This is a genomic window from Streptomyces actuosus (assembly GCF_016921115.1).
GTDB lineage: Bacteria > Actinomycetota > Actinomycetes > Streptomycetales > Streptomycetaceae > Streptomyces > Streptomyces actuosus_A.
The window spans coordinates 97,758-118,420 of the sequence record NZ_JAFFZS010000024.1 but is presented as its reverse complement, the minus strand read 5'-3'; the positions used below and the strand labels follow the sequence as shown (position 1 = coordinate 118,420).

Below are 20,663 nucleotides of genomic sequence, written 5' to 3'. Positions count from 1 at the left end.
CACCGCGACATACCCACCCACACACCAACCTGACCAAGCACTACTAGTGCCGCGGCAGGCAACGTTCGCCCGTCAAGGAGCGGCGTCCGGTGCGTGCTCTCGGTGTGCCGGCCGGAAGCCCTCGTACTGGATGTACTCGGGCTTTCGTCCGGTGCAGCGAGAGTGCGTGCCGGGCGTCGCGACGGGGCGAACGTTGCCTGGTGCGGCACTAGGCGCGGTTGCGGTCCCTGGGTGCCGACGCCGTCGACCCGCGCACCACCAGCTCCGGCATGAACACGAACTCGCTGTGCGGGGCGGGCGTCCCGCCGATCTCCTCCAGCAGGGTGCGCACCGCGGCCTGTCCCATCGCCGGCACCGGCTTGCGGATCGTCGTCAGCGGCGGGTCGGTGAAAGCGATCAGCGGGGAGTCGTCGAAGCCGACGACGGAGATGTCCCGGGGGACCTCCAGTCCCCGCTGCCGGGCGGCCCGTATCGCGCCCAGCGCCATCATGTCGCTGGCGCAGACCACCGCCGTGCAGTTCCGCTCGATGAGCGCCGTCGTGGCGGCCTGCCCACCCTCCAGGGTGTACAGCGAGTGCTGGATCAGCTCCGCCTCGGTCGTCTCCGGAGCCAGGCCGAGCTGGTCCTGCACGGCGCGCACGAAGCCCTCGATCTTGCGCTGGACCGGCACGAACCGCTTGGGGCCCAGGGCCAGGCCGATGCGGGTGTGCCCCAGGGAGGCCAGGTGCGTGACCGCCAGCGTCATGGCCGCGCGGTCGTCGGGGGAGATGAAGGGGGCCTCCACCTTCGGCGAGAAGCCGTCGATCAGGACGAAGGGCACGCCCTGGGCCCGCAACTGCTCGTAGCGCTGCATGTCGGCGGTGGTGTCGGCGTGCAGCCCGGAGACGTAGATGATGCCGGCCACCCCGCGGTCGACGAGCATCTCCGTCAGCTCGTCCTCCGTCGACCCTCCAGGGGTCTGGGTGGCCAGCACGGGGGTGTAGCCCTGGCGGGTCAGCGCCTGGCCGATGACCTGGGCCAGGGCCGGGAATATGGGGTTCTCCAGCTCGGGGGTGATCAGCCCGACCAGGCCGGCGCTGCGCTGGCGCAGCCGTACGGGGCGCTCGTAGCCGAGGACGTCGAGCGCGGCCAGCACGGATTGGCGGGTGGTGGCGGCGACGCCCGGCTTCCCGTTGAGGACCCGGCTGACAGTCGCTTCGCTCACCCCCGCCTGCGCAGCGATGTCGGCAAGCCGTGTGGTCACGGCACCGGACTGTACCGGTCGGATGTCTCTTTGCACACCAATCGGGCGCCGGGTGCGGGCGATCGGACGGCCCGCGGCGGGCTGCTGCGGCATTGCGCTCCCTCGTGCAATCGATGGCAAGAGATTTCAGAGTCTTGCACAAGCCTGCCCTGCCTGCGCGATCCCTGGAATACAACAGTCTCACAGCGGTCTCGCGCCGGTCGAGACCCGGTCACGCCCGGGTAACTTCCGAGATCTCTTGCACTTTTTTTCTGCAAGGTCTTTCGCGTCGCTTACATGGCTGTTACGTTCCGAGTCGCCCGACGGCGGCGAAGACGCGGTCGGCGAGTCGGCAGGGACGGCACAACGGGATGGCCCCCCTGCACCATCGGGCTTCACCCTCAAGGAGAACTCATGCGGCGTGGCATAGCGGCCTCCGCGCTCGTGGCGTCCCTCGCCCTGGCGGCGACGGCCTGCGGCGGCAGTGACAGCGGCGACAAGGGCGACAAGGCCGACGGGCCGGTCACGATCACCTGGTGGGACACCTCGAACGCGACCAACGAGGCGCCGACCTACCAGGCTCTGATCAAGGAGTTCGAGGCCGCGAACAAGGACGTCAAGGTCAAGTACGTCAACGTCCAGTTCGACCAGGCCCAGAACAAGTTCGACACCGCTGCCGGCTCCTCGGGGGCGCCGGACGTACTGCGCTCCGAGGTGGGCTGGACGCCCGCCTTCGCGAAGAAGGGCTACTTCCTGCCGCTGGACGGCACCGAGGCGCTGGCGGACAAGGACAAGTTCCAGCCCAACCTCATGGAACAGGCCCAGTACGAGGGCAAGACCTACGGCGTGCCGCTGGTCACCGACACCCTCGCGCTGGTCTACAACAAGGCGCTCTTCGCCAAGGCCGGCATCACCGAGGCCCCCAAGACCTGGGACGAGCTGAAGAAGGACGCCGCCGTCGTCAAGGACAAGACGGGCGTCGACGGCTACTGGGGCTCCACCCAGGCCTACTACGCCCAGTCGTTCCTGTACGGCGAGGGCACGGACACGGTCGACGCGTCCGCCAAGAAGATCACCGTGAACTCGGACGCCGCGAAGAAGGCGTACGGCACCTGGCTGAGCACGTTCGACGGCAAGGGCCTGCACAAGGCCGACACCACCGCCGACGCCTACGCGCACATCCAGGACGCGTTCGTCAACGGCAAGGTCGCCGCGATCATCCAGGGCCCGTGGGAGATCACCAACTTCTACAAGGGCTCGGCGTTCCAGGACAAGAACAACCTGGGCATCGCCACCGTCCCGGCCGGTTCCAGCGGCAAGGCCGGTGCCCCGACCGGCGGCCACAACCTGTCGGTCTACGCCGGCTCGGACGCCGCCCACCAGAAGGCCGCGCTGAAGTTCGTCAATTTCATGGCCTCCGCGAAGTCCCAGACGCAGATCGCGCTGAAGAACTCCACGCTGCCCACCCGCGACGACGCCTACACCGCCGAGGTCAAGGCCGACCCGGGCATCGCCGGCTACCAGACGGTCCTGCCCGCCGCCCAGCCGCGCCCGGCGCTGCCGGAGTACAGCTCCCTGTGGGGTCCGCTCGACACCGAGCTCCCGAAGATCGCCGGCGGCAAGGAGTCCCTCGACAAGGGCCTGAGCAACGCCGAGGTCGCCATCGCCAAGCTGGTGCCGGACTACAGCAAGTGAGCCCGGGTGGCCGCCGGATCTCCCCGCGAGCAGGGGGAGGGGTCCGGCGGCCACCGGCTGTGCGCCGTACTCCCTGATCTTTCCGAAGGTGCCGAGAACCATGACCGTGGTCCAACGTCTCAAGCACAGCTACCAGAAGAACTGGTACGCCTACGCCATGATCGCGCCTGTGGCCGTCGTGCTCGGCGTCCTCGTGCTCTATCCCCTGGTGTACGGCTTCTACCTCACGCTCACCGACGCGGACAGCCTCAACACCGCCCGCACGATCGGCGTCAACCACATCGACGCCACCTACAGGTTCATCGGTCTGGACAACTACAAGGACATCCTCTTCGGTCCGACCGCCTACGACCGCTTCTGGTCGCACTTCATCTGGACCATCGTGTGGACGGCGCTGTGCGTCGCCCTGCACTACTCGATCGGCCTCGGCCTGGCCCTGCTGCTCAACCAGAAGCTGCGCGGACGGACCTTCTACCGGCTCATGCTGATCGTGCCCTGGGCGGTGCCCACCTTCGTCACCGTCTTCGGCTGGCGCATCATGCTCGCCGACGGCGGCGTCATCAACTCCTTCCTGGACTTCCTGCACCTGCCCGCGCCGGGCTGGCTGGAGGACACCTTCTGGCAGCGGTTCGCCGCGATCATGGTCAACACCTGGTGCGGTGTCCCGTTCATGATGGTCTCGCTCCTCGGCGGCCTGCAGTCCATCGACGCCACGCTGTACGAGGCGGCCGAGATGGACGGCGCCACCGCCTGGCAGCGGTTCCGCTACGTCACCCTGCCCGGCCTGCGGTCCGTCAGCTCCACGGTGGTCCTGCTCGGCATCATCTGGACCTTCAACCAGTTCGCCGTCATCTTCCTGCTGTTCGGCAAGAACTCGGCACCGGACGCCCAGATCCTCGTCACCTGGGCCTACTTCCTCGGCTTCGGACAGCAGCCGCGTGAGTTCGCCGAGTCCGCCAGCTACGGCATGCTGCTGCTGGCCATCCTCGTCGTCTTCACGTCCTTCTACCGCCGCTGGCTCAACCGCAACGAGCAGCAGCTCGCGATCTGAGGCAGGAGTTCCCCTCATGAGCACCACGACCGCACCGAACTCCGCCCCCGTGGCCGAGACCTCTGCGGCGGCCCCGCCCCGCAAGGCCCGCGGGCGCGGCCAGCGCGGACCCGTCCTCACCCTCGCCTCCCACGGCCTGCTGGTTCTCGCGAGCGTGATCGCCCTCTTCCCCGTCGCCTGGCTGGTCTTCCTCTCCCTCGGCCCGGACAAGGACGACTACCTGCACCCCGGGAAGATCTGGGGCAAGATGTCGCTGGACAACTACTCCTTCGTGATCCAGCACACGAACTTCTTCGACTGGCTCAAGAGTTCGATGATCGTCTCGCTCGGCACCACCGTCATCGGCGTCATGATCGCCGCCACCACCGGCTACGCCGTCTCGCGGATGCGCTTCGCCGGCTACCGCAAGTTCATGTGGATCCTGCTGATCACGCAGATGTTCCCGGTGGCCGTGCTGATGGTGCCGATGTACCAGATCCTCTCCGAGCTCCGTCTCGTCGACAGCTACCTCGGCCTCATCCTCATCTACTGCTCGACCGCGGTGCCGTACTGCGCCTGGCTGCTCAAGGGCTACTTCGACACCATCCCCTTCGAGATCGACGAGGCCGGACGCGTCGACGGGCTCACCCCCCTCGGCACGTTCACGCGGCTGATCCTGCCGCTGGCCCGCCCGGGCCTGGCGGTCGCCGGCTTCTACAGCTTCATCACGGCCTTCGGCGAGGTCGCCTTCGCCACCACCTTCATGCTGGACGACAGCAAGTACACGCTCGCCGTCGGCCTCCAGAGCTTCATCAGCGAGCACGACGCCCAGCGCAACCTGATGGCCGCCACCGCGGTGCTGATCGCGATACCGGTCTCCGCCTTCTTCTACCTCGTGCAGAAGAACCTGGTGACCGGCCTCACCGCCGGCGGCACCAAGGGCTGACCGCCGTCAGCCGAGGGCTCCCGCGCGCCCCAACGCGCGGGTAGGCGGTCGCGGTGACCATCCGACCCCGCCGTCACCGCGACCGCCTCGTCTCCCGCCCCGCTCCCCCCACCGACCGATGACCGCGTTTCCCTAACGCATCAAGGAAGCCATGACCCAGCACTCCGCCGACCCGGCACCGAACTCCGCCCTCGCCACCGTGGCCCAGCGCCGTGACTGGTGGCGGGACGCGGTGATCTACCAGGTCTATCCGCGCAGCTTCGCCGACAGCAACGGCGACGGCATGGGCGACCTGGAGGGCGTACGCTCCCGACTTCCCTACCTGCGCGACCTGGGCGTCGACGCCGTGTGGCTCAGCCCCTTCTACGCCTCCCCGCAGGCCGACGCCGGTTACGACGTCGCCGACTACCGCGCCGTCGACCCGATGTTCGGCAACCTGCTCGACGCCGACGCGCTCATCCGCGACGCCCACGGGCACGGCCTGCGGATCATCGTCGACCTGGTCCCCAACCACTCCTCCGACCAGCACGAGTGGTTCCGGCGTGCGATCGCCGAGGGCCCCGGCTCCCCGCTGCGCGAGCGCTACCACTTCCGGCCCGGCAAGGGCGCGGACGGCGAACTCCCGCCCAACGACTGGGAGTCCATCTTCGGCGGCCCGGCCTGGACCCGCGTCACCGAACCCGACGGCTCGCCCGGCGAGTGGTACCTGCACCTGTTCGCCCCGGAGCAGCCCGACTTCAACTGGGAGCACCCGGCCGTCGGCGACGAGTTCCGCTCCATCCTGCGCTTCTGGCTCGACATGGGCGTCGACGGCTTCCGCATCGACGTCGCCCACGGCCTGGTCAAGGCGGACGGACTGCCCGACCTGGGTTCGCACGAACAGCTGAAACTGCTGGGCAACGATGTCATGCCGTTCTTCGACCAGGACGGTGTGCACGCCGTCTACCGGCAGTGGCGCACCGTCCTCGACGAGTACGCCGGCGAGCGCATCTTCGTGGCCGAGGCCTGGACCCCGACCGTCGAGCGCACCGCCAACTACGTCCGCCCCGACGAGCTGCACCAGGCCTTCAACTTCCAGTACCTGTCGACGGGCTGGGACGCCGAGGAGCTGCGGACCGTCATCGACCTCACCCTGGAGGCGATGCGCCCGGTCGGCGCCCCCGCCACCTGGGTGCTCTCCAACCACGACGTGACCCGGCACGCCACCCGCTTCGCCAACCCGCCCGGCCTCGGTACCCAGATCCGCCTGGCCGGCGACCGCGAGCTGGGCCTGCGCCGGGCCCGCGCGGCGACCCTGCTGATGCTCGCGTTGCCCGGTTCGGCCTACGTCTACCAGGGCGAGGAACTGGGTCTGCCGGACGTCGTCGACCTGCCCGACGCGGTCCGCCAGGACCCCGCCTACTTCCGTGGCGCGGGCCAGGACGGCTTCCGCGACGGCTGCCGGGTACCGATCCCGTGGACCCGCGCCGGGTCCTCGTACGGCTTCGGCAGCGGCGGCAGCTGGCTGCCCCAGCCGGCCGAGTGGGCCGAGCTGAGCGTCGAGGCGCAGACCGGCGCGCCCGGCTCGACGCTGGAGCTCTACCGCACGGCGCTCGCCGTGCGCCGCACCGAGCGCGACCTCGGCGCGGGGGAGTCGGTGGAGTGGCTGCGCGCGCCCGAGGGCGTCCTCGCCTTCCGCCGCGGCGACTTCGTCTGCGTCGCCAACACCACCGGTGAGGCGGTGACGAGCCCCGCGTACGGCCGTGTGCTGATCGCCAGCGGTGAGGTCTTCGCCGCGGGCGACGAGACGAAGGTGCCCGCCGACACCACGGTGTGGTTCACCGGGGCCTGACACCCGGCGACCAGGACGCAGGGCCCGCCACCGGGAAGCGGTGGCGGGCTCTGCCCCGTCCCCACCGCACTGATCGGCTCCGGTTCCCCTGGCGTAACCTCACCGGCCATGAACGTCGCACGGATGAGAAGCGGCCGCGCACGCCGGGCAGCCGCCCTGGAGCGCGTGGCAGGGCTCTGGAAGGACGGCAGGTACGAGGAGGCCGAGGCGGGAGCCAGGGCGCTGTAGGACAGGTGCAGTCCGTTGCGTTCGGTGTCGTGGTTGGTCACGAACGACACCGAGTTCGCGGCCGGCAGGATGCCGGAGGACGACAGCGACGCGAGGTCGCTGACGTTGCCCTGGAAGGCGGACTTGAGCCTGTTCGCGTAGGTGATGTCCAGGACGTCGCCGGAGGCGTAGTAGTCGCTCGGCTGCGGGGCCGAGCCGGGGTAGACCTCCTGGAAGACGTACGGGGCCGTGCCCGCCGCGGTGTTGTCCCGTTCGGCCTCGACGGCCGCGAGGTCGGCCTCCGGGATGTGCCTGGCGGCGTAGACGCGGAAGCCGTCGACGCCGGCCGCCAGAAGCTTGTTGAGGTAGCCGGCGATCCGGCCGCGGACCGAGTCGTCGCCGGTCCTCAGGTCGGGCAGGCCGAGGAGTCCGCAGTTCTGCAACTCGGACAGGTTCGGCCAGTCGTCGATGATCCCGTCCTCGTCGCAGCAGTAGCCGTCGCCGGGGTGGTGGTAGCCGGAGTAGTCGTAGTCCGGGGTGTCGTACTTATCGGTGACCGTCGTGCCGTTGTAGCCCGTGCCGGTCTGGGCGGAGGTGTGGTTGACGACGGCGTCGACGTACACCTTGACGCCCGCCGCGTGGCAGGCGGACACCATCGAGGAGAACGAGGCCGCGAACCGGGTGTCGGCGGTGGCGTTCGAGCAGGGTGTGCCGCGCGAGTACGAGCTGCGCAGGCACACCTACGCGGAGTTGAAGACGAGGGGGTTGGGGGCGCAAGCGGCCCAGCACACCATCAAGAAGGTCCGCGACGCTTACACGACGCTCAAGGCCAACATCAAGGCGGGGAACCTCGGCAGACCGGGCTCGAAGCGGCGCAGGAAGGCCGAGTCCAAGCCCATCGCCTTTCGGCCCGAGGCAGCCCAACCGTACGACGACCGGTGCCTGAGCCGGCAGTACGACGCGCAGACGGTGTCCATCTGGACCACCGCCGGACGCATTCGGGGTGTGCGGTTCGCCTGCTCCGCCGACAGCCTCAAGATGCTGCGCGAGCACCGACAGGGCGAATCGGATCTGGTGGAACGCGACGGCGTGTTCTACTTGATCGCCACCTGCGAGGTCCCCGAGGAGAAGAGTTACGAGCCCGACGGGTTCATCGGCGTCGACCTCGGCGTCGTCGACATCGCCACCACGTCCACCGGCTACCAGGCCGCCGGGCGCGACCTGAACCGGCACCGCAAACGCCACGGCGATCTACGCGCCAAGCTCCAGCGCAAGGGCACCAAGTCCGCCAAGCGGCTACTGAGGAGGCGCAACCGGCGCGAGCAGCGCCATGCTTCCGACACCAACCACGTCATCGCGAAAACGATCGTGGCCGAGGCTGAACGCACCTCGGCCGGAATCGCCCTGGAAGACCTGGGCGGCGTCCGGCAGAGGGTACGGCTCCGCAAGCCCCAACGGGTCACGCTCCACTCCTGGGCCTTCGCCCAGCTCGGAGGGTTCATCGCGTACAAGGCACGCCGCGCAGGCGTGCCCGTGGTTCACGTCGACCCCGCCTACACCTCGCAGACGTGCTGCGAGTGCGGGCACGTCGACAAGAAGAACCGGGTCGACCAGGCCCTCTTCATCTGCCGGAACTGCGGGGTCGTTGCCCACGCGGACCGGAACGCTTCCCACAACATCGCCCGACGTGGCGCCGTGGTGTGGAACGCGGGGCGTGAGTCACGCGTCCCTGCCACCCCGTAAGGGGTGTCTGGACGGAGGAGTCCACCCAGCAGCCGGCTGGGCACTACCTCCAAGCCCGGTCCTTCAGGACCGGATCAAGGTGACGTTGTAGGAGTACGGCTGGTAGACGTCCCACCGGTAGTAGTGGGGCTGTTTCAGCGACTCGGCGGGCGGTGCCACCTGCACCGCGCCGTAGCCGGCCGGGCCGAGCACGTCCGTGCACTCGGCGGCGACGGAGTTCCAGTTCCACTCCCAGAGGTTGGCGATCACATCGCCGGAGGCCGTGGTGTCCGCCTGTGCCGGGGAGGCGGGCAGGGCGATCGCGCCGGCGAGTGCCGGCGCCCCTGTGGCGGTGGCACTCGCGGCGCGGCGCAACAGGCCTGCTGGTCGGGCGGCCTTGGTCATCTGCGGCTCCGGACGGTGTGGGGAACGAAGCCTGACGAGTGGTGAGGGTGCGGCAGTTGATCAAGCAACGTCAAGACACTTGTTGAAAGTTCTTTCTGTGAGTTTCAAGCCTCTTGCTGTAAAGCTTTCGTTGGCGGTACGGTCGCGCGGGCGCCCGGCATCGGAGCCGAGCCGCGGCGTAGGGGTCGGACCCTGTGGGCCTTTTGCAAGGTCCTTTCGAGCCGTTGTCGCAAGGAGTTCACACCCGTGATACCCAGATGGCAGGCGCCCCCGAGGCGCCGCATCCCGCAGGTCGGAAGGGTTGCGGCGGTCACCGCCGCCGCCCTTGCCGCCGCCCTGATCCAGCCGGTCGCCGCACAGGCGTACACGCCGCCCCCGCCGCCCTCGGACGCACGGCTGGCGGCCCAGCCCGCCCGGCACGACGACACACGCGAGCAGTTCTATTTCGTCATGCCGGACCGTTTCGCCAACGGCGACCGGTCCAACGACCGCGGCGGGCTGACCGGTTCGCGCCTGAGCACCGGATACGACCCCACCGACAAGGGCTTCTACCAGGGCGGCGACCTCAAGGGCCTCACCCAGCGGCTCGACTACATCAAGGGCCTGGGCACCACCGCCATCTGGATGGCGCCCATCTTCAGGAACCGCCCCGTGCAGGGCACCGGCGACAACGCGTCCGCCGGCTACCACGGTTACTGGATCACCGACTTCACCCAGGTCGACCCGCACTTCGGCACCAACAAGGACCTCAAGGCCCTCATCTCCAAGGCGCACGCCAAGGGCATGAAGGTGTTCTTCGACGTCATCACCAACCACACCGCCGACGTCGTCGACTACGACCCCGCCTCCTACGACTACCTCTCCAAGGGCGCCTTCCCCTACCTGACGAAGGACGGCAGGCCCTTCGACGACACGGACTACGCCGACGGGACCCGCCGCTTCCCCGCCGTCGACGCCGACTCCTTCCCGCGCACCCCACGGGCCACGAGCAAGGACAAGGTGCCGGCCTGGCTCAACGACCCGATGATGTACCACAACCGGGGCGACTCGACCTACGCCGGTGAGTCCACCACGTACGGAGACTTCTCCGGGCTCGACGACCTGTGGACCGAGCGCCCCGAGGTCGTCAAGGGCATGGAGAAGATCTACCAGCGCTGGGTGCGCGACTTCGCCGTCGACGGCTTCCGCATCGACACCGTCAAGCACGTCGACATGGAGTTCTGGACCCAGTGGGCCACGGCACTCGACCGGTACGCCGCCCGCCACGGCCGCAAGGACTTCTTCATGTTCGGCGAGGTGTACTCCGCCGACACCTCCATCACCTCCCCGTACGTCACCCAGGGCCGCCTCGACGCCACGCTCGACTTCCCCTTCCAGGAGGCCGCCCGCCAGTACGCCTCCCAGGGCGGCAGCGCCGCGAAGCTGTCGGCCGTCTTCGGTGACGACTACAAGTACACGACCGACAAGGCCAACGCGTACGAGCAGGTCACCTTCCTCGGCAACCACGACATGGGCCGCATCGGGTCCTTCCTGAAGCAGGACAACCCCGGCGCCACCGACGCCGAACTGCTGAAGAAGGACGAGTTCGCGAACGAGCTGATGTTCCTCAGCCGCGGCAACCCGGTCGTGTACTACGGCGACGAGCAGGGCTTCACCGGCTCCGGCGGCGACAAGGACGCCCGCCAGACCATGTTCGCCTCCCAGGTCGCCGACTACCTCGACGACGACGAGATCGGCACCGACCGCACCCACGCCCAAGACGCCTACGACACCGGCGCCCCGCTCTACCGCCGGATCAGCGCCCTCGCCGCGCTGCGCAGGGCAAACCCGGCGCTGACCGACGGCGTCCAGACCGAGCGCTACGCCGCCGACGGGCCCGGCGTCTACGCCTTCTCCCGCACGGACGCCGGCACCGGCACCGAGTACGTCGTCGCCTTCAACAACGCCGACGCGGCCCGCTCCGCCACCTTCGCCACCGGCTCGGCCGGCATGCGCTTCACCGGCATCCACGGTACCGACGCGACCGTCACCTCCGGCACCGACCGGAAGGTCACCGTCACCGTCCCCGCGTCCTCGGCGATCGTGCTGAAGGCGGCCGGCCCGCTCGCCCCGCCGGCCACGAAGCCCACGATCACCCTCGACGCCCCGGCCGCCGCCACCGGCACCGTGGAGATCGGGGCCCACGTCGACGGCGGCGGGCTCAACCGCGTCGTCCTCGCCGCCCAGACCGGCTCCGGCGCCTGGCGGGTCCTCGGCTCGGCCGACCACGCCCCCTACAAGGTCACCCAGGTCATCGGCGAGGACGTACCGGCCGGAACCGCCCTGCGCTACAAGGCGGTCGTCGTCGACGCCGCCGGGCACACCGCGAGCGCGACCGCCGCGTCCGTCACCGGCACCCCGCCCGCCGGGGAGACCCCGAGCGCCTCCTCCCGCGACTACGCGGTCGTCCACTACAAGCGCACCGACGGCGACTACGCCGACTGGGGCCTGTACGCCTGGGGCGACATCGCCGACGGTGAGGCCACGAACTGGCCCGACAGCCACCCCTTCGTCGGCCGGGACGCCTACGGCGCCTTCGCCTACGTCAAGCTGAAGCCCGGCGCCTCGAACGTCGGCTTCCTGGTCATCGACCACCAGGGCAACAAGGACGTCTCCACGGACCGCAGCATCGACGTCACGAAGACGGGCGAGGTCTGGGTCGAGCAGGGCAAGGCCGACATCCTCACCGAACGGCCCGCCTACCCCGCCCAGGACACCGCCAAGGCCGTCCTGCACTACCACCGCGCCGACGGCCACTACGACGGCTGGGGCCTGCACGTCTGGACGGGCGCCGCGAACCCCACCGAGTGGTCCGCCCCGCTGAAGCCGGTGCGCACGGACGCCTTCGGCGCCGTCTTCGAGGTGCCCCTCGCCAGCGGCGCCACCAGCCTCAGCTACATCGTCCACAAGGGCGACGAGAAGGACCTCCCCGCCGACCAGTCCCTCGACCTCAAGGCCGACGGCCACGAGGTGTGGCTGCTCGCCGGGCAGGAGACGTACCTGCTGCCGCAGCCGCAGGGCTCCTCCGCCGCGCTGGACCTGACCACCGCCAAGGCGATCTGGATCGACCGCGACACCGTCGCCTGGAACGGCGCCGAGGGCGCCGCCTCCACCCAGCTGCTGTACTCCCACGACGGCTCGATCGCCGTCGACGACTCCCGGCTCACCAGCGACGACGAGCGCTGGCTGCGCCTGACCGAGACGACGCTCTCCGCCGCGCAGAAGGCGAAGTTCCCGCACCTGAGGGACTACACCGCCTGGTCCGTGGACCCGCGCGACCGCGACCGGGTGCGCCAGGCCCTGCGCGGCCAGGTCGTCGCCACCCAGCGCGCCGCGAACGGCGCCGTCCTCTCCGCGACCGGCGTGCAGATCGCCGGCGTCCTGGACGCCCTGTACCCGGGGGCGACGAAGGCGAAGCTCGGGCCCGTCTTCCACCACGGCCGCCCCACGCTCTCCGTGTGGGCGCCGACCGCGCAGTCGGTGCGGCTGGAGATCGGCAGCCGCACGGTCGCCATGCACCGTGACACCGCCACCGGCGTCTGGTCCGTCACCGGCCCCGCCTCGTGGAAGAACAAGCCCTACCGCTACGTGGTGAAGGTCTGGGCGCCCAGCGTCCGCAAGATCGTCACCAACAAGGTCACCGACCCCTACTCCCTCGCCCTCACGACGGACTCCGAGCGCAGCCTCGCCGTCGACCTGGACGACCGGTCCCTCGCGCCGCGCGGCTGGTCGACGTACCGCAAGCCGCGGGCCGTGCCGCTGAAGGACGCCGAGATCCAGGAACTGCACATCCGGGACTTCTCGGTGGCCGACGGCACCGTGCCCGCGCAGGACCGGGGCACCTACCTCGCCTTCACCGACACCGGCAGCGACGGCTCGAAGCACCTGCGCGAACTGGCGCGGGCGGGTACCTCATACGTCCACCTGCTCCCGGTCTTCGACATCGCGACGATCCCCGAGAACAAGGCCGACCGGGCGACCCCCGACTGCGACCTCGCCGCCCTGCCCGCCGACTCCGACCGGCAGCAGGAGTGCATCGCGGCCGTCGCCGCCGAGGACGCCTACAACTGGGGCTACGACCCCTACCACTACACCGTCCCCGAGGGCTCCTACGCCACCGACCCCGACGGCACCGCCCGCACGGTCGAGTTCCGCCGGATGGTGAAGGCGCTCAACGACGACGGACTGCGCGTCGTCATGGACGTCGTCTACAACCACACGGCCGCCGCCGGCGAGGCGGACACCAGCGTGCTCGACCAGGTCGTGCCCGGCTACTACCAGCGGCTGCTGGCCGACGGCTCGGTGGCGAACAGCACCTGCTGCGCCAACACCGCGACCGAGAACGCGATGATGGGCAAGCTGGTCGTCGACTCGATCGTCACCTGGGCCAAGGAGTACAAGGTCGACGGCTTCCGCTTCGACCTCATGGGCCACCACCCGAAGGCCAACATCCTCGCCGTCCGCAAGGCCCTCGACGCGCTCACCCCGAAGAAGGACGGCGTCGACGGCAAGAAGATCATCCTGTACGGCGAGGGCTGGAACTTCGGCGAGGTCGCGAACGACGCCCGCTTCGAGCAGGCCACGCAGCAGAACATGGCCGGCACCGGCATCGCCACCTTCTCCGACCGGGCCCGCGACGCCGTCCGCGGCGGTGGTCCCTTCGACGCCGACCCCGGCATCCAGGGCTTCGCCTCCGGCCTCTACACCGAGCCCAACACCTCCACCGCCAACGGCACCCCGGCCGAGCAGAAGGCCCGGCTGCTGCACTACCAGGACCTGATCGAGGTCGGGCTGACCGGCAACCTGGCCGGATACCGGTTCACCGACACCGACGGCAAGCAGGTCACCGGAGCCCAGGTCGACTACAACGGCGCCCCCGCCGGATACGCGGCCGCCCCCGGCGACGCCCTCGCCTACGCCGACGCCCACGACAACGAGTCGCTCTTCGACGCCCTGACCTACAAGCTGCCCGCGTCGGTCGGCGCGGCCGACCGCGCCCGGATGCAGGTCCTGGCCATGGCCACGGCCACCCTCTCCCAGGGCCCGGCGCTCTCCCAGGCCGGCTCCGACCTGTTGCGCTCGAAGTCCCTGGACCGCAACTCCTACGACAGCGGTGACTGGTTCAACGCCATCCACTGGAACTGCGCCGACGGCAACGGCTTCGGCCGGGGCCTGCCCACGGCCGCCGACAACGCCTCCAAGTGGCCGTACGCCAAGCCGCTGCTCACCGGTGTCTCCGTCGGCTGCCCGCAGATCGAGGGCGCCTCGGCCGCATACCGGGACCTGCTGCGGATCCGCTCCACCGAGCGGGCCTTCTCCCTCGGCACCGCCGAGCAGGTGCAGGCGCAGCTCTCCTTCCCGCTGTCCGGCACGGACGAGACGCCCGGCGTCATCACCATGCGCCTGGGCGACCTGGTGGTCGTGTTCAACGCGACCCCCGAGCGGCAGGAGCAGCGGATCAGCTCCCTGGCGGGCACCCCGTACCGGCTGCACCCCGTGCAGGCGGCGGGCTCGGACACCGTCGTGACGACGTCGTCCTACGCACGGGGGTCGGGCACGTTCGCCGTCCCGGCCCGCACGGTGGCCGTCTTCACCCGCGCCGGCTGACCGGAGCGGTACCGGGCCGCCGCGACCGGAGAGGACCGCCCGCGGACCTCTCCGGTCGCGGCGCTCGGCAGGCCGGGCGAAGTCCGCTGGGCTCCGGCAGCACCCCGAGGGGGCGCGGGGAACCGGGCGACCGGCCACGACGGCGCCGCGGTCGGACTTCGTCTCGCGGCTCTTCCAGCGGAGCGCCTAGGGTGCTCCTGTCCCGATGTGAACCAGGAGCAGGAGCACCCATGCCGCAGATCACCGTCGACTACTCCACCCGGCTCGACTTCTCGGACTCCCTCGACGTACAGGGATTCGCGCGGGCGCTGCACGAAACGGTCGTCGAGATCGCGGCGGCCACCCCGGAGGCCTGCAAGACCCAGTTCCGGGAGGGGTACTCCGCCTACGGGTACGAGGACATGGAGGACGCCTCGCACGCCCTGGTCCACGTGACGATCGGGCTGCTGTCCGGCCGCAGCGAGGAGACGAAGGCGAAACTGTCCGAGGCCGTGCTGGAGCTGCTGCGCGAGCACGTGGCCCAGGAGGACGGGCTGACCCTCCACGCCTCCGTCGAGGTGCGTGAACTCGACCCGTCCTACCGGAAGTTCGAGCGCTGAGAGAGTCAGCCGGCCGACGCGTTCAGCCGGCCAGCGCGGTCAGCCGGGTCACCAGGTCGGCGAACGGGCCGTCGGCGGTCTCGTCCCGCAGGATGCGGTGCAGCAGGGCGGCCATCTCCGCGTCGTAGGCGGCGCTCACGGCCGCCAGCGCCGCGAAGTCGTGCACGAGCTGCCGCTCCAGCTCCGCCCGCGGGATGCGCCGGCCGTCCAGCCAGATCAGCGCCGTCGACTCGGCGAGCGAGATCCACGAGCGCACCACCAGTTCCAGCCGCGCGGGCGGTTCCTGCACACCCAGGTGCACCAGGATGTGGTCGCGGGCGGCCTGCCGCACCGAGTCGACGAGGGCGTTGGTGGTCGAGGAGCCGACCGCCGGGCCGCCCCGCATCAGCGCCGAGAAGCCGGGGCCGTGCTCGTCCACGAAGTCGAAGTAGCGGCCCATCACCCGCAGCAGCCGCGCCCCCAGCGGCCCCTCGCGCGGTTCCACGAAGCGGGCGGCGAGATCGTCCGAGGCGCGCTTCAACGCCGCCTCGTACAGGCTGAGTTTGCCGGGGAAATAGTGGTAGACCAGCGGGCGGGAGATGCCCGCGGCGGACGCTATCTCGTCGATCGAGACCTCGTCGGGCGAGCGGCGGCTGAACAGTTCGAGGGCGACGCCGATCAACTGCTGCCGCCGCTCCTCGACTCCCATTCTGCGGCGAACCCCGGTTGTCATGCGAACACCTTACCGATCGGATCCGGCCGCGAACGGGCCCGGCCGACCTCGGATGTTCACAAGTCCAGGACCAGGCGGTCACCTCGCGCGCGCGAGACGCAGATCAGCATGGAGTCGTCGCGCTCCGCGTCCGTCAGCAGTTCGTCCCTGTGGTCGATCTCGCCCTCCAGCACCCGTTGCCGGCAGGTCCCGCAGAAGCCCTGCGCGCAGGAATAGGCGGTGTCCGGCAGTTCGGCGCGGACCGTGTCCAGGACCGTGCAGTCGGCCGGCACGGTCACCACCCGCCCGCTGCGCCGCAGCTCGACCTCGAAGGCGACGTCGCCGCCGGCCGCGGCGCGGGGCGCGAACCGCTCCAGGTGGACCCGCGGCACCCGCTCCTCCACCGCGGCCATCAGCCCCTCCGGGCCGCAGCAGTAGACGGCCGCGCTCTTCGGCGCGCCCCCCAGCCACGTGGCCAGGTCGGGCCGTCCTGCCTCGTCCTCGGCGACGAGGGTGACCCGGCCCCGGCCCGCGTCCAGTTTCTCGATCTCCTCCAGGAACGGCATCGACGCCCGCGTCCGGCCGCCGTACAGCAGCCTCCACTCGGCGTCCCGCTCCGCGAGCGACCGCAGCATGGGCAGGACCGGCGTGATGCCGATGCCGCCGGCGACGAAGAGGTACGACGGCGCCTCGACGAGCGGGAAGCGGTTGCGCGGCCCCCGCACCTGGAGCTCCGTGCCCGGCCGCACCCGCTCGTGCACCTCGCGGGATCCGCCGCGGCCGTCCCCCACCAGCCGCGTGGCGACCGTGTACGCGGAGGCGTCCTCCGGGTCGCCGCACAGCGAGTACTGCCGCACCAGCCCCGAGGGCAGCACCAGGTCCAGATGCGCACCGGGTTCCCAGCGCGGCAGGCCGTGCCCCTCCAGGCGCAGTTGCACCACCCCGTCGGCGATCTCCTCGTGCGCGCTCACCGTCACGGTCAGCGCCCGCGGCCGGCCGCTGATCGGCTCCGCGAGCGAGGGCATCGGCCACAGCGGCGAGGCCTGGATCCGGCGCCGCACGGCCCGGCGGGCCAGCAGCGCGGCACCCGCGACGACCACGGCGGTCCGTAGCTTCGGCATCATGCGGTCCCCTGCTCGGCGGTGACGGCGGCGACGGCGGCGGGCGAGGAGGCCAGGTAGGCCACCGCCTGTTCCGTGGAGCCCTCCTGGGAGGGGTGGTAGGTGCGGCTGAGATAGGCGGGGACGGATCGGAGCATGGCCCCCGTCGAGGGCAGCAGGCCCTGTCGGCCGCGCAGGTGGAAGTCCCGGAAGGAGGCCCTGCCGTCGATCAGGGTCGGATCGTTCTCCATGAAGAAGCGCGCGCCGCGCTGCCACAGGAACACCAGTGTCGCGAACGCGGTCGCCCAGGTCCGCGCCCGCCGCCGGTAGCCGCCGTCGATGTGCTGGAACAGGTCGAAGGCGACCGAGCGGTGCTCGACCTCCTCCGCGCCGTGCCAGCGCAGCAGGTCCAGCATGACCGGGTCGGCGCCGCGCCGGTCCAGTTCCTCGGCGTTGAGCACCCAGTCGCCCAGGAAGGCGGTGTAGTGCTCGATCGCGGCGATCAGCGCCACCCGCTCCTTCAGCCACCACCGGGTGGCCCGCCCGGGCGGCAGCGTGCGGTCGCCCAGCAGCTTCTCGAACATCCAGTCCACCTGCGCGGTGTACGGCGTCGGGTCCAGCCCCAGCTCCCGCAGGTGCGGCAGGACCTCGTCGTGGGCCTGGGAGTGCATCGCCTCCTGCCCGATGAAGCCGATGACGTCCTCGCGCAGCCGCTCGTCCCGGATGTACGGCAGGACCTGCTTGTAGACGTGCACGAACCAGCGCTCGCCTGCGGGGAGCAGCAGATGCAGCACGTTGATGGTGTGCGTGGTGAAGGGATCACCGGGCACCCAGTGCAGCGGGGTGTCCTCCCAGGAGAAGGACACCTTGCGCGCCTTGAGCGCGATCCGCTCGGTCTCGACCGGCTGGGGTCCGCGGGCGGTGGCCTGCTTGTTAGACATGGCGTCAATGTACTGACGGGTAGACGGCAGGGGAAGCCCTTCCGCACCACCTTGTTGACGCATCTGTCAGCGAGTGTCGGCCGCCGCGGCATCCGGGACACGGCCCGGACCGCCGGCCGGCTCACCTGAGCCCGCTGATCGACCGCCCGTCCTCCAGCGTGCCCTCCAGCTTCGCCCGCGCCCCCTCCTCGGCCCGCACCGCCAGCACGGGGCCCTGTGCGGAGCCGCTCACGCCGCCCGTCGCCCGCACCGACGCCGTGTCCCGTCCGCCCGCGGCGAGGAGGTACCAGGACCCCGCCTTCGACTTCCACAGCACCCCGGCCAGCACGTGCGGATCGCGCGGGCCGCACGCCGGCCCGTCCTGCGACGTCGCCGCGACCGCGCCGTACGTCCCGCCCGGCGAGCGGAACTGAGCCAGCGCGCGCGAACCTCCACCGCGCCAGGTCTCCGCGCGCGTGCACACCCAGTCGGCGGTGCCGGTGGCGTCCGGCAGCGACTGCTCGGCGAACGCCCACGCGTTCACCGACCGCACCCCCTGCGACCGCACGGCCCCCAGCGAGCAGGCGTACGGCGCCCAGGCGTGCAGTGCCTTCGACCCGGACACGTCCCGCGGGGTGCCCGGGCTACCCGACGTGAGCCGGGCGGGGACGAGTTCGCCGAGGTCGGACAGCAGACGGGTGCCGGTGTCGTCGGTCAGCCGCAGCACGTTCCAGGAGGTGCAGGCGCCCGTCCGGGTGGCCGGACTGGCCAGGGGCGCGGTGATCCCGCCGGTCAGCGCGAGGTCCATCGCTCCCGCACCCGGCTTCAGCAGATCCCGTTCGGCGGCCTTCGTCACCCACGGCGCCGTCAGGAAGCGGACGTTTCCGTCGGCACGGTCCAGGACGAGAGCCGACGCCTCGGCGCCGGCCGCCCCGTCGACCCGGGCGAAGTCGAGGGCCGCGCCGGCGGTGCCGTCCTTCGGCTCGGCGTAGCGGACGATGCGCAGCCCGTCGTAGAGGATCACCACGCGCGCGTTGTCGACCTCCCCGGCGTACAGCAGCTGCGGCGGTCCGGCCGGGCCGCCCGTCTGCGTGCCGGTGGTGAAGGAGACGCGGACCTTCCGGCCGGGCCGCGCCCACACCGCCAGGGCCCGACGCAGCAGTGCGCTGTCGCGGACCAGGCCGCCGCGGGCGGGCCACACCGAGAAATCGGTGCGGGCGGCCGTCCTCCACGCGGCCGGGGAGACGCGGACCACCCGGCCGGGGTCCAGGGCCGCCTCGGCGGCCGGGTTCTGCGCGTACACCGGGGCGGCGGCCCCGTCCGGCCCCCAGCCGCCGCCGGGCAGTACGACCAGCGCCCCGCACACCGCGGCGGCCGCCGAGGCGGCGAGCGCGGCCTTGGTGTGCCGGCGCCGACGCATCAGATCGGTGGGCCGCGCCTGGAGCGAGCACGCGTCGAACTCGTCGGAGGCCAGCAGCGCGTACTGCTCCGCCACGCCGTCCGCCTCCCGCAGCGCGGCGGCCGCCTCTTGGTCCGCGACCCCGGCGGAGGTGAGGATCCGCCGGACGTCGCCGTCGGCGAGCTTCTCCAGACCGCGCAGCACGTACGCCGCGCGCGCCGGGCCGGAGAGCGCCGACAGCTGCTGCTCCAGGGCCAGTTCGTCGGCGCCGCCCGAGCGGGGGAACAGCTTCAGCCCCCACACCCGGGGCAGCGGCGACCGCAGCCGCGAGCACCGGGGCCGGACCCGGCGCCGGAGCGGCAGACCCGACTCCAGTGCCGCACGCAGCACCCGCCGGCGCAGGAAGGCGTAGCCGGGATCGCCGTCCCGGCCGGTCGACTGCACGGGGATCGCCGGCGTCGACGACCGGCCCCGGGGCAGCGCACGCTGCACGAGCGCGTGCGCGGTCAGGACGCGCCGGCTCCGGCCCGGACCGGAGGGCAGCACCAGGTAGGCGAGCCGGACGAGCCGCGGGTAGTGCTCGACGAGCGCGGCCTCGGCCTGCTCGACGTCGACGACCGGGCCGGAGGAGGGAGCGGAGCGAGGGACGACATCCTGTGACTGCACGTCCAGTGGAACGAGCGACCCGGTGGATGGTCACCGCCGTCCGGGTGGCTCAGGCCTGCGCCGGACCCTGCGGCCGGTCCTCCGGCTCGACGAGCGCCCGGGCGTAGTTCGCCATCGACCGCTGGTAGCGCGGCAGATGGGGGGCGAGGGCCTCCAGCACCAGCGACAGGCCCTCGCGGTCGCGGCCCAGACCGGACAGACACAGCGCCAGGCACGCACGCACGGCGTCGTCCAACTCGTCCGAGGGTGCGTCCAGTTCCGGGGCGAGCAGCCGGACGCCCTCCTCCGGCCGCCCGAGGTTCCGCAGGGAGCTGGACAGCTGGATCCTGGCCCGCCGCCCCCGGTGGCCGTCGAGTCCCCGTGCCAGCGCCTGCCGGTACAGCGGTACCGCCCGGTCGGAGCGGCCCGTCGAGTCCCAGGCGCACGCCTGCTCGAACGGGCCGAGCGGGCTGTCGGCGGGCAGCTCGGCGACGAGCGCGTCGATCACCGCGCGGAACTCGCCGGCGCGGTCCTCCGTGTAGTCGTCGAAGGTGTCCCAGGCGGCGGCCACTCGATCGTCCCAGTTCTTGTCCACCGGGACACCT

14 protein-coding genes and 1 pseudogene are annotated in these 20,663 nt (G+C 71.1%); 7 read left to right on the top strand and 8 right to left on the bottom strand.

From position 1 onward, the window contains the following. Positions 1-208: 208 nt before the first annotated feature. Positions 209-1,243 (bottom strand): LacI family DNA-binding transcriptional regulator, encoded by a 1,035-nt coding sequence (locus tag JS756_RS25350; protein ID WP_205385505.1) that lies wholly within the window; start codon positions 1,241-1,243, stop codon positions 209-211. A gap of 393 nt (positions 1,244-1,636) precedes the next feature. On the opposite strand from JS756_RS25350, the gene JS756_RS25345 reads away from it, so the two are divergent. From JS756_RS25345 to JS756_RS25330, 4 genes are all read left to right on the top strand, one after another. After that, on the top strand, positions 1,637-2,917 hold the full coding sequence (locus tag JS756_RS25345) for an extracellular solute-binding protein (RefSeq protein WP_205385504.1): 1,281 nt from the start codon (positions 1,637-1,639) through the stop codon (positions 2,915-2,917). A gap of 100 nt (positions 2,918-3,017) precedes the next feature. Further along, on the top strand, positions 3,018-3,968 hold the full coding sequence (locus JS756_RS25340; RefSeq protein ID WP_205385503.1) for a carbohydrate ABC transporter permease: 951 nt from the start codon (positions 3,018-3,020) through the stop codon (positions 3,966-3,968). A gap of 16 nt (positions 3,969-3,984) precedes the next feature. After that, positions 3,985-4,893 carry a sugar ABC transporter permease gene (locus JS756_RS25335; RefSeq protein ID WP_205385502.1) on the top strand — a complete coding sequence of 303 codons (909 nt, stop codon included), beginning with the start codon at positions 3,985-3,987 and terminating at the stop codon, positions 4,891-4,893. A gap of 151 nt (positions 4,894-5,044) precedes the next feature. Next, a complete protein-coding gene (locus tag JS756_RS25330; protein ID WP_205385501.1) occupies positions 5,045-6,724 on the top strand; it encodes a glycoside hydrolase family 13 protein in 1,680 nt (559 codons plus the stop codon). 566 nt (positions 6,725-7,290) lie between these two features. On the opposite strand, the pseudogene JS756_RS36985 reads toward JS756_RS25330, so the two are convergent. After that, a pseudogene (locus tag JS756_RS36985) lies at positions 7,291-7,587 on the bottom strand (carbohydrate-binding module family 20 domain-containing protein); the annotation flags it as partial. Between JS756_RS36985 and JS756_RS25320 the strand changes: the two are divergent. Then, positions 7,556-8,674: an RNA-guided endonuclease InsQ/TnpB family protein gene (locus JS756_RS25320; protein ID WP_240204325.1), complete on the top strand. Its 1,119-nt coding sequence runs from the start codon at positions 7,556-7,558 to the stop codon at positions 8,672-8,674. The pseudogene JS756_RS36985 and the gene JS756_RS25320 overlap by 32 nt on opposite strands. 63 nt (positions 8,675-8,737) lie before the next feature. On the opposite strand, the gene JS756_RS25315 is transcribed toward JS756_RS25320, so the two are convergent. Then, positions 8,738-9,058, bottom strand: coding sequence for a hypothetical protein (locus JS756_RS25315; RefSeq protein ID WP_307791046.1), 321 nt, complete (start codon positions 9,056-9,058; stop codon positions 8,738-8,740). A 246-nt stretch (positions 9,059-9,304) separates the two neighbouring features. On the opposite strand from JS756_RS25315, the gene pulA reads away from it, so the two are divergent. Together pulA and JS756_RS25305 are read left to right on the top strand one after the other, a co-directional pair. Beyond that, the gene (pulA, locus tag JS756_RS25310; protein ID WP_205385500.1) at positions 9,305-14,704 is read left to right on the top strand and encodes a pullulanase-type alpha-1,6-glucosidase; all 5,400 of its coding nucleotides are present in this window, start codon (positions 9,305-9,307) and stop codon (positions 14,702-14,704) included. A 230-nt stretch (positions 14,705-14,934) separates the two neighbouring features. Then, complete coding sequence (locus tag JS756_RS25305; protein WP_205385499.1) at positions 14,935-15,303, top strand: 5-carboxymethyl-2-hydroxymuconate Delta-isomerase; 369 nt, start codon at positions 14,935-14,937, stop codon at positions 15,301-15,303. A 22-nt stretch (positions 15,304-15,325) separates the two neighbouring features. On the opposite strand, the gene JS756_RS25300 is transcribed toward JS756_RS25305, so the two are convergent. The 5 genes from JS756_RS25300 to JS756_RS25280 all read right to left on the bottom strand — a co-directional run bounded on the left by JS756_RS25300 (position 15,326) and on the right by JS756_RS25280 (position 20,653). After that, positions 15,326-16,015, bottom strand: coding sequence for a TetR/AcrR family transcriptional regulator (locus JS756_RS25300; RefSeq protein WP_205385498.1), 690 nt, complete (start codon positions 16,013-16,015; stop codon positions 15,326-15,328). A gap of 56 nt (positions 16,016-16,071) precedes the next feature. Beyond that, on the bottom strand, positions 16,072-17,115 hold the full coding sequence (locus JS756_RS25295) for a PDR/VanB family oxidoreductase (RefSeq protein WP_205385513.1): 1,044 nt from the start codon (positions 17,113-17,115) through the stop codon (positions 16,072-16,074). Further along, entirely contained in the window at positions 17,115-18,035 is a 921-nt protein-coding gene (locus JS756_RS25290) for a metal-dependent hydrolase (RefSeq protein WP_205385497.1), read from the bottom strand. Before JS756_RS25290 ends, JS756_RS25295 begins: the two co-directional genes overlap by 1 nt. 121 nt (positions 18,036-18,156) lie before the next feature. Further along, a complete protein-coding gene (locus tag JS756_RS25285) occupies positions 18,157-20,079 on the bottom strand; it encodes a hypothetical protein (RefSeq protein WP_205385496.1) in 1,923 nt (640 codons plus the stop codon). Between the two features lie 49 nt (positions 20,080-20,128). Beyond that, the gene (locus JS756_RS25280; RefSeq protein ID WP_205385495.1) at positions 20,129-20,653 is read right to left on the bottom strand and encodes a tetratricopeptide repeat protein; all 525 of its coding nucleotides are present in this window, start codon (positions 20,651-20,653) and stop codon (positions 20,129-20,131) included. Between the last annotated feature and the right edge of the window lie 10 nt (positions 20,654-20,663).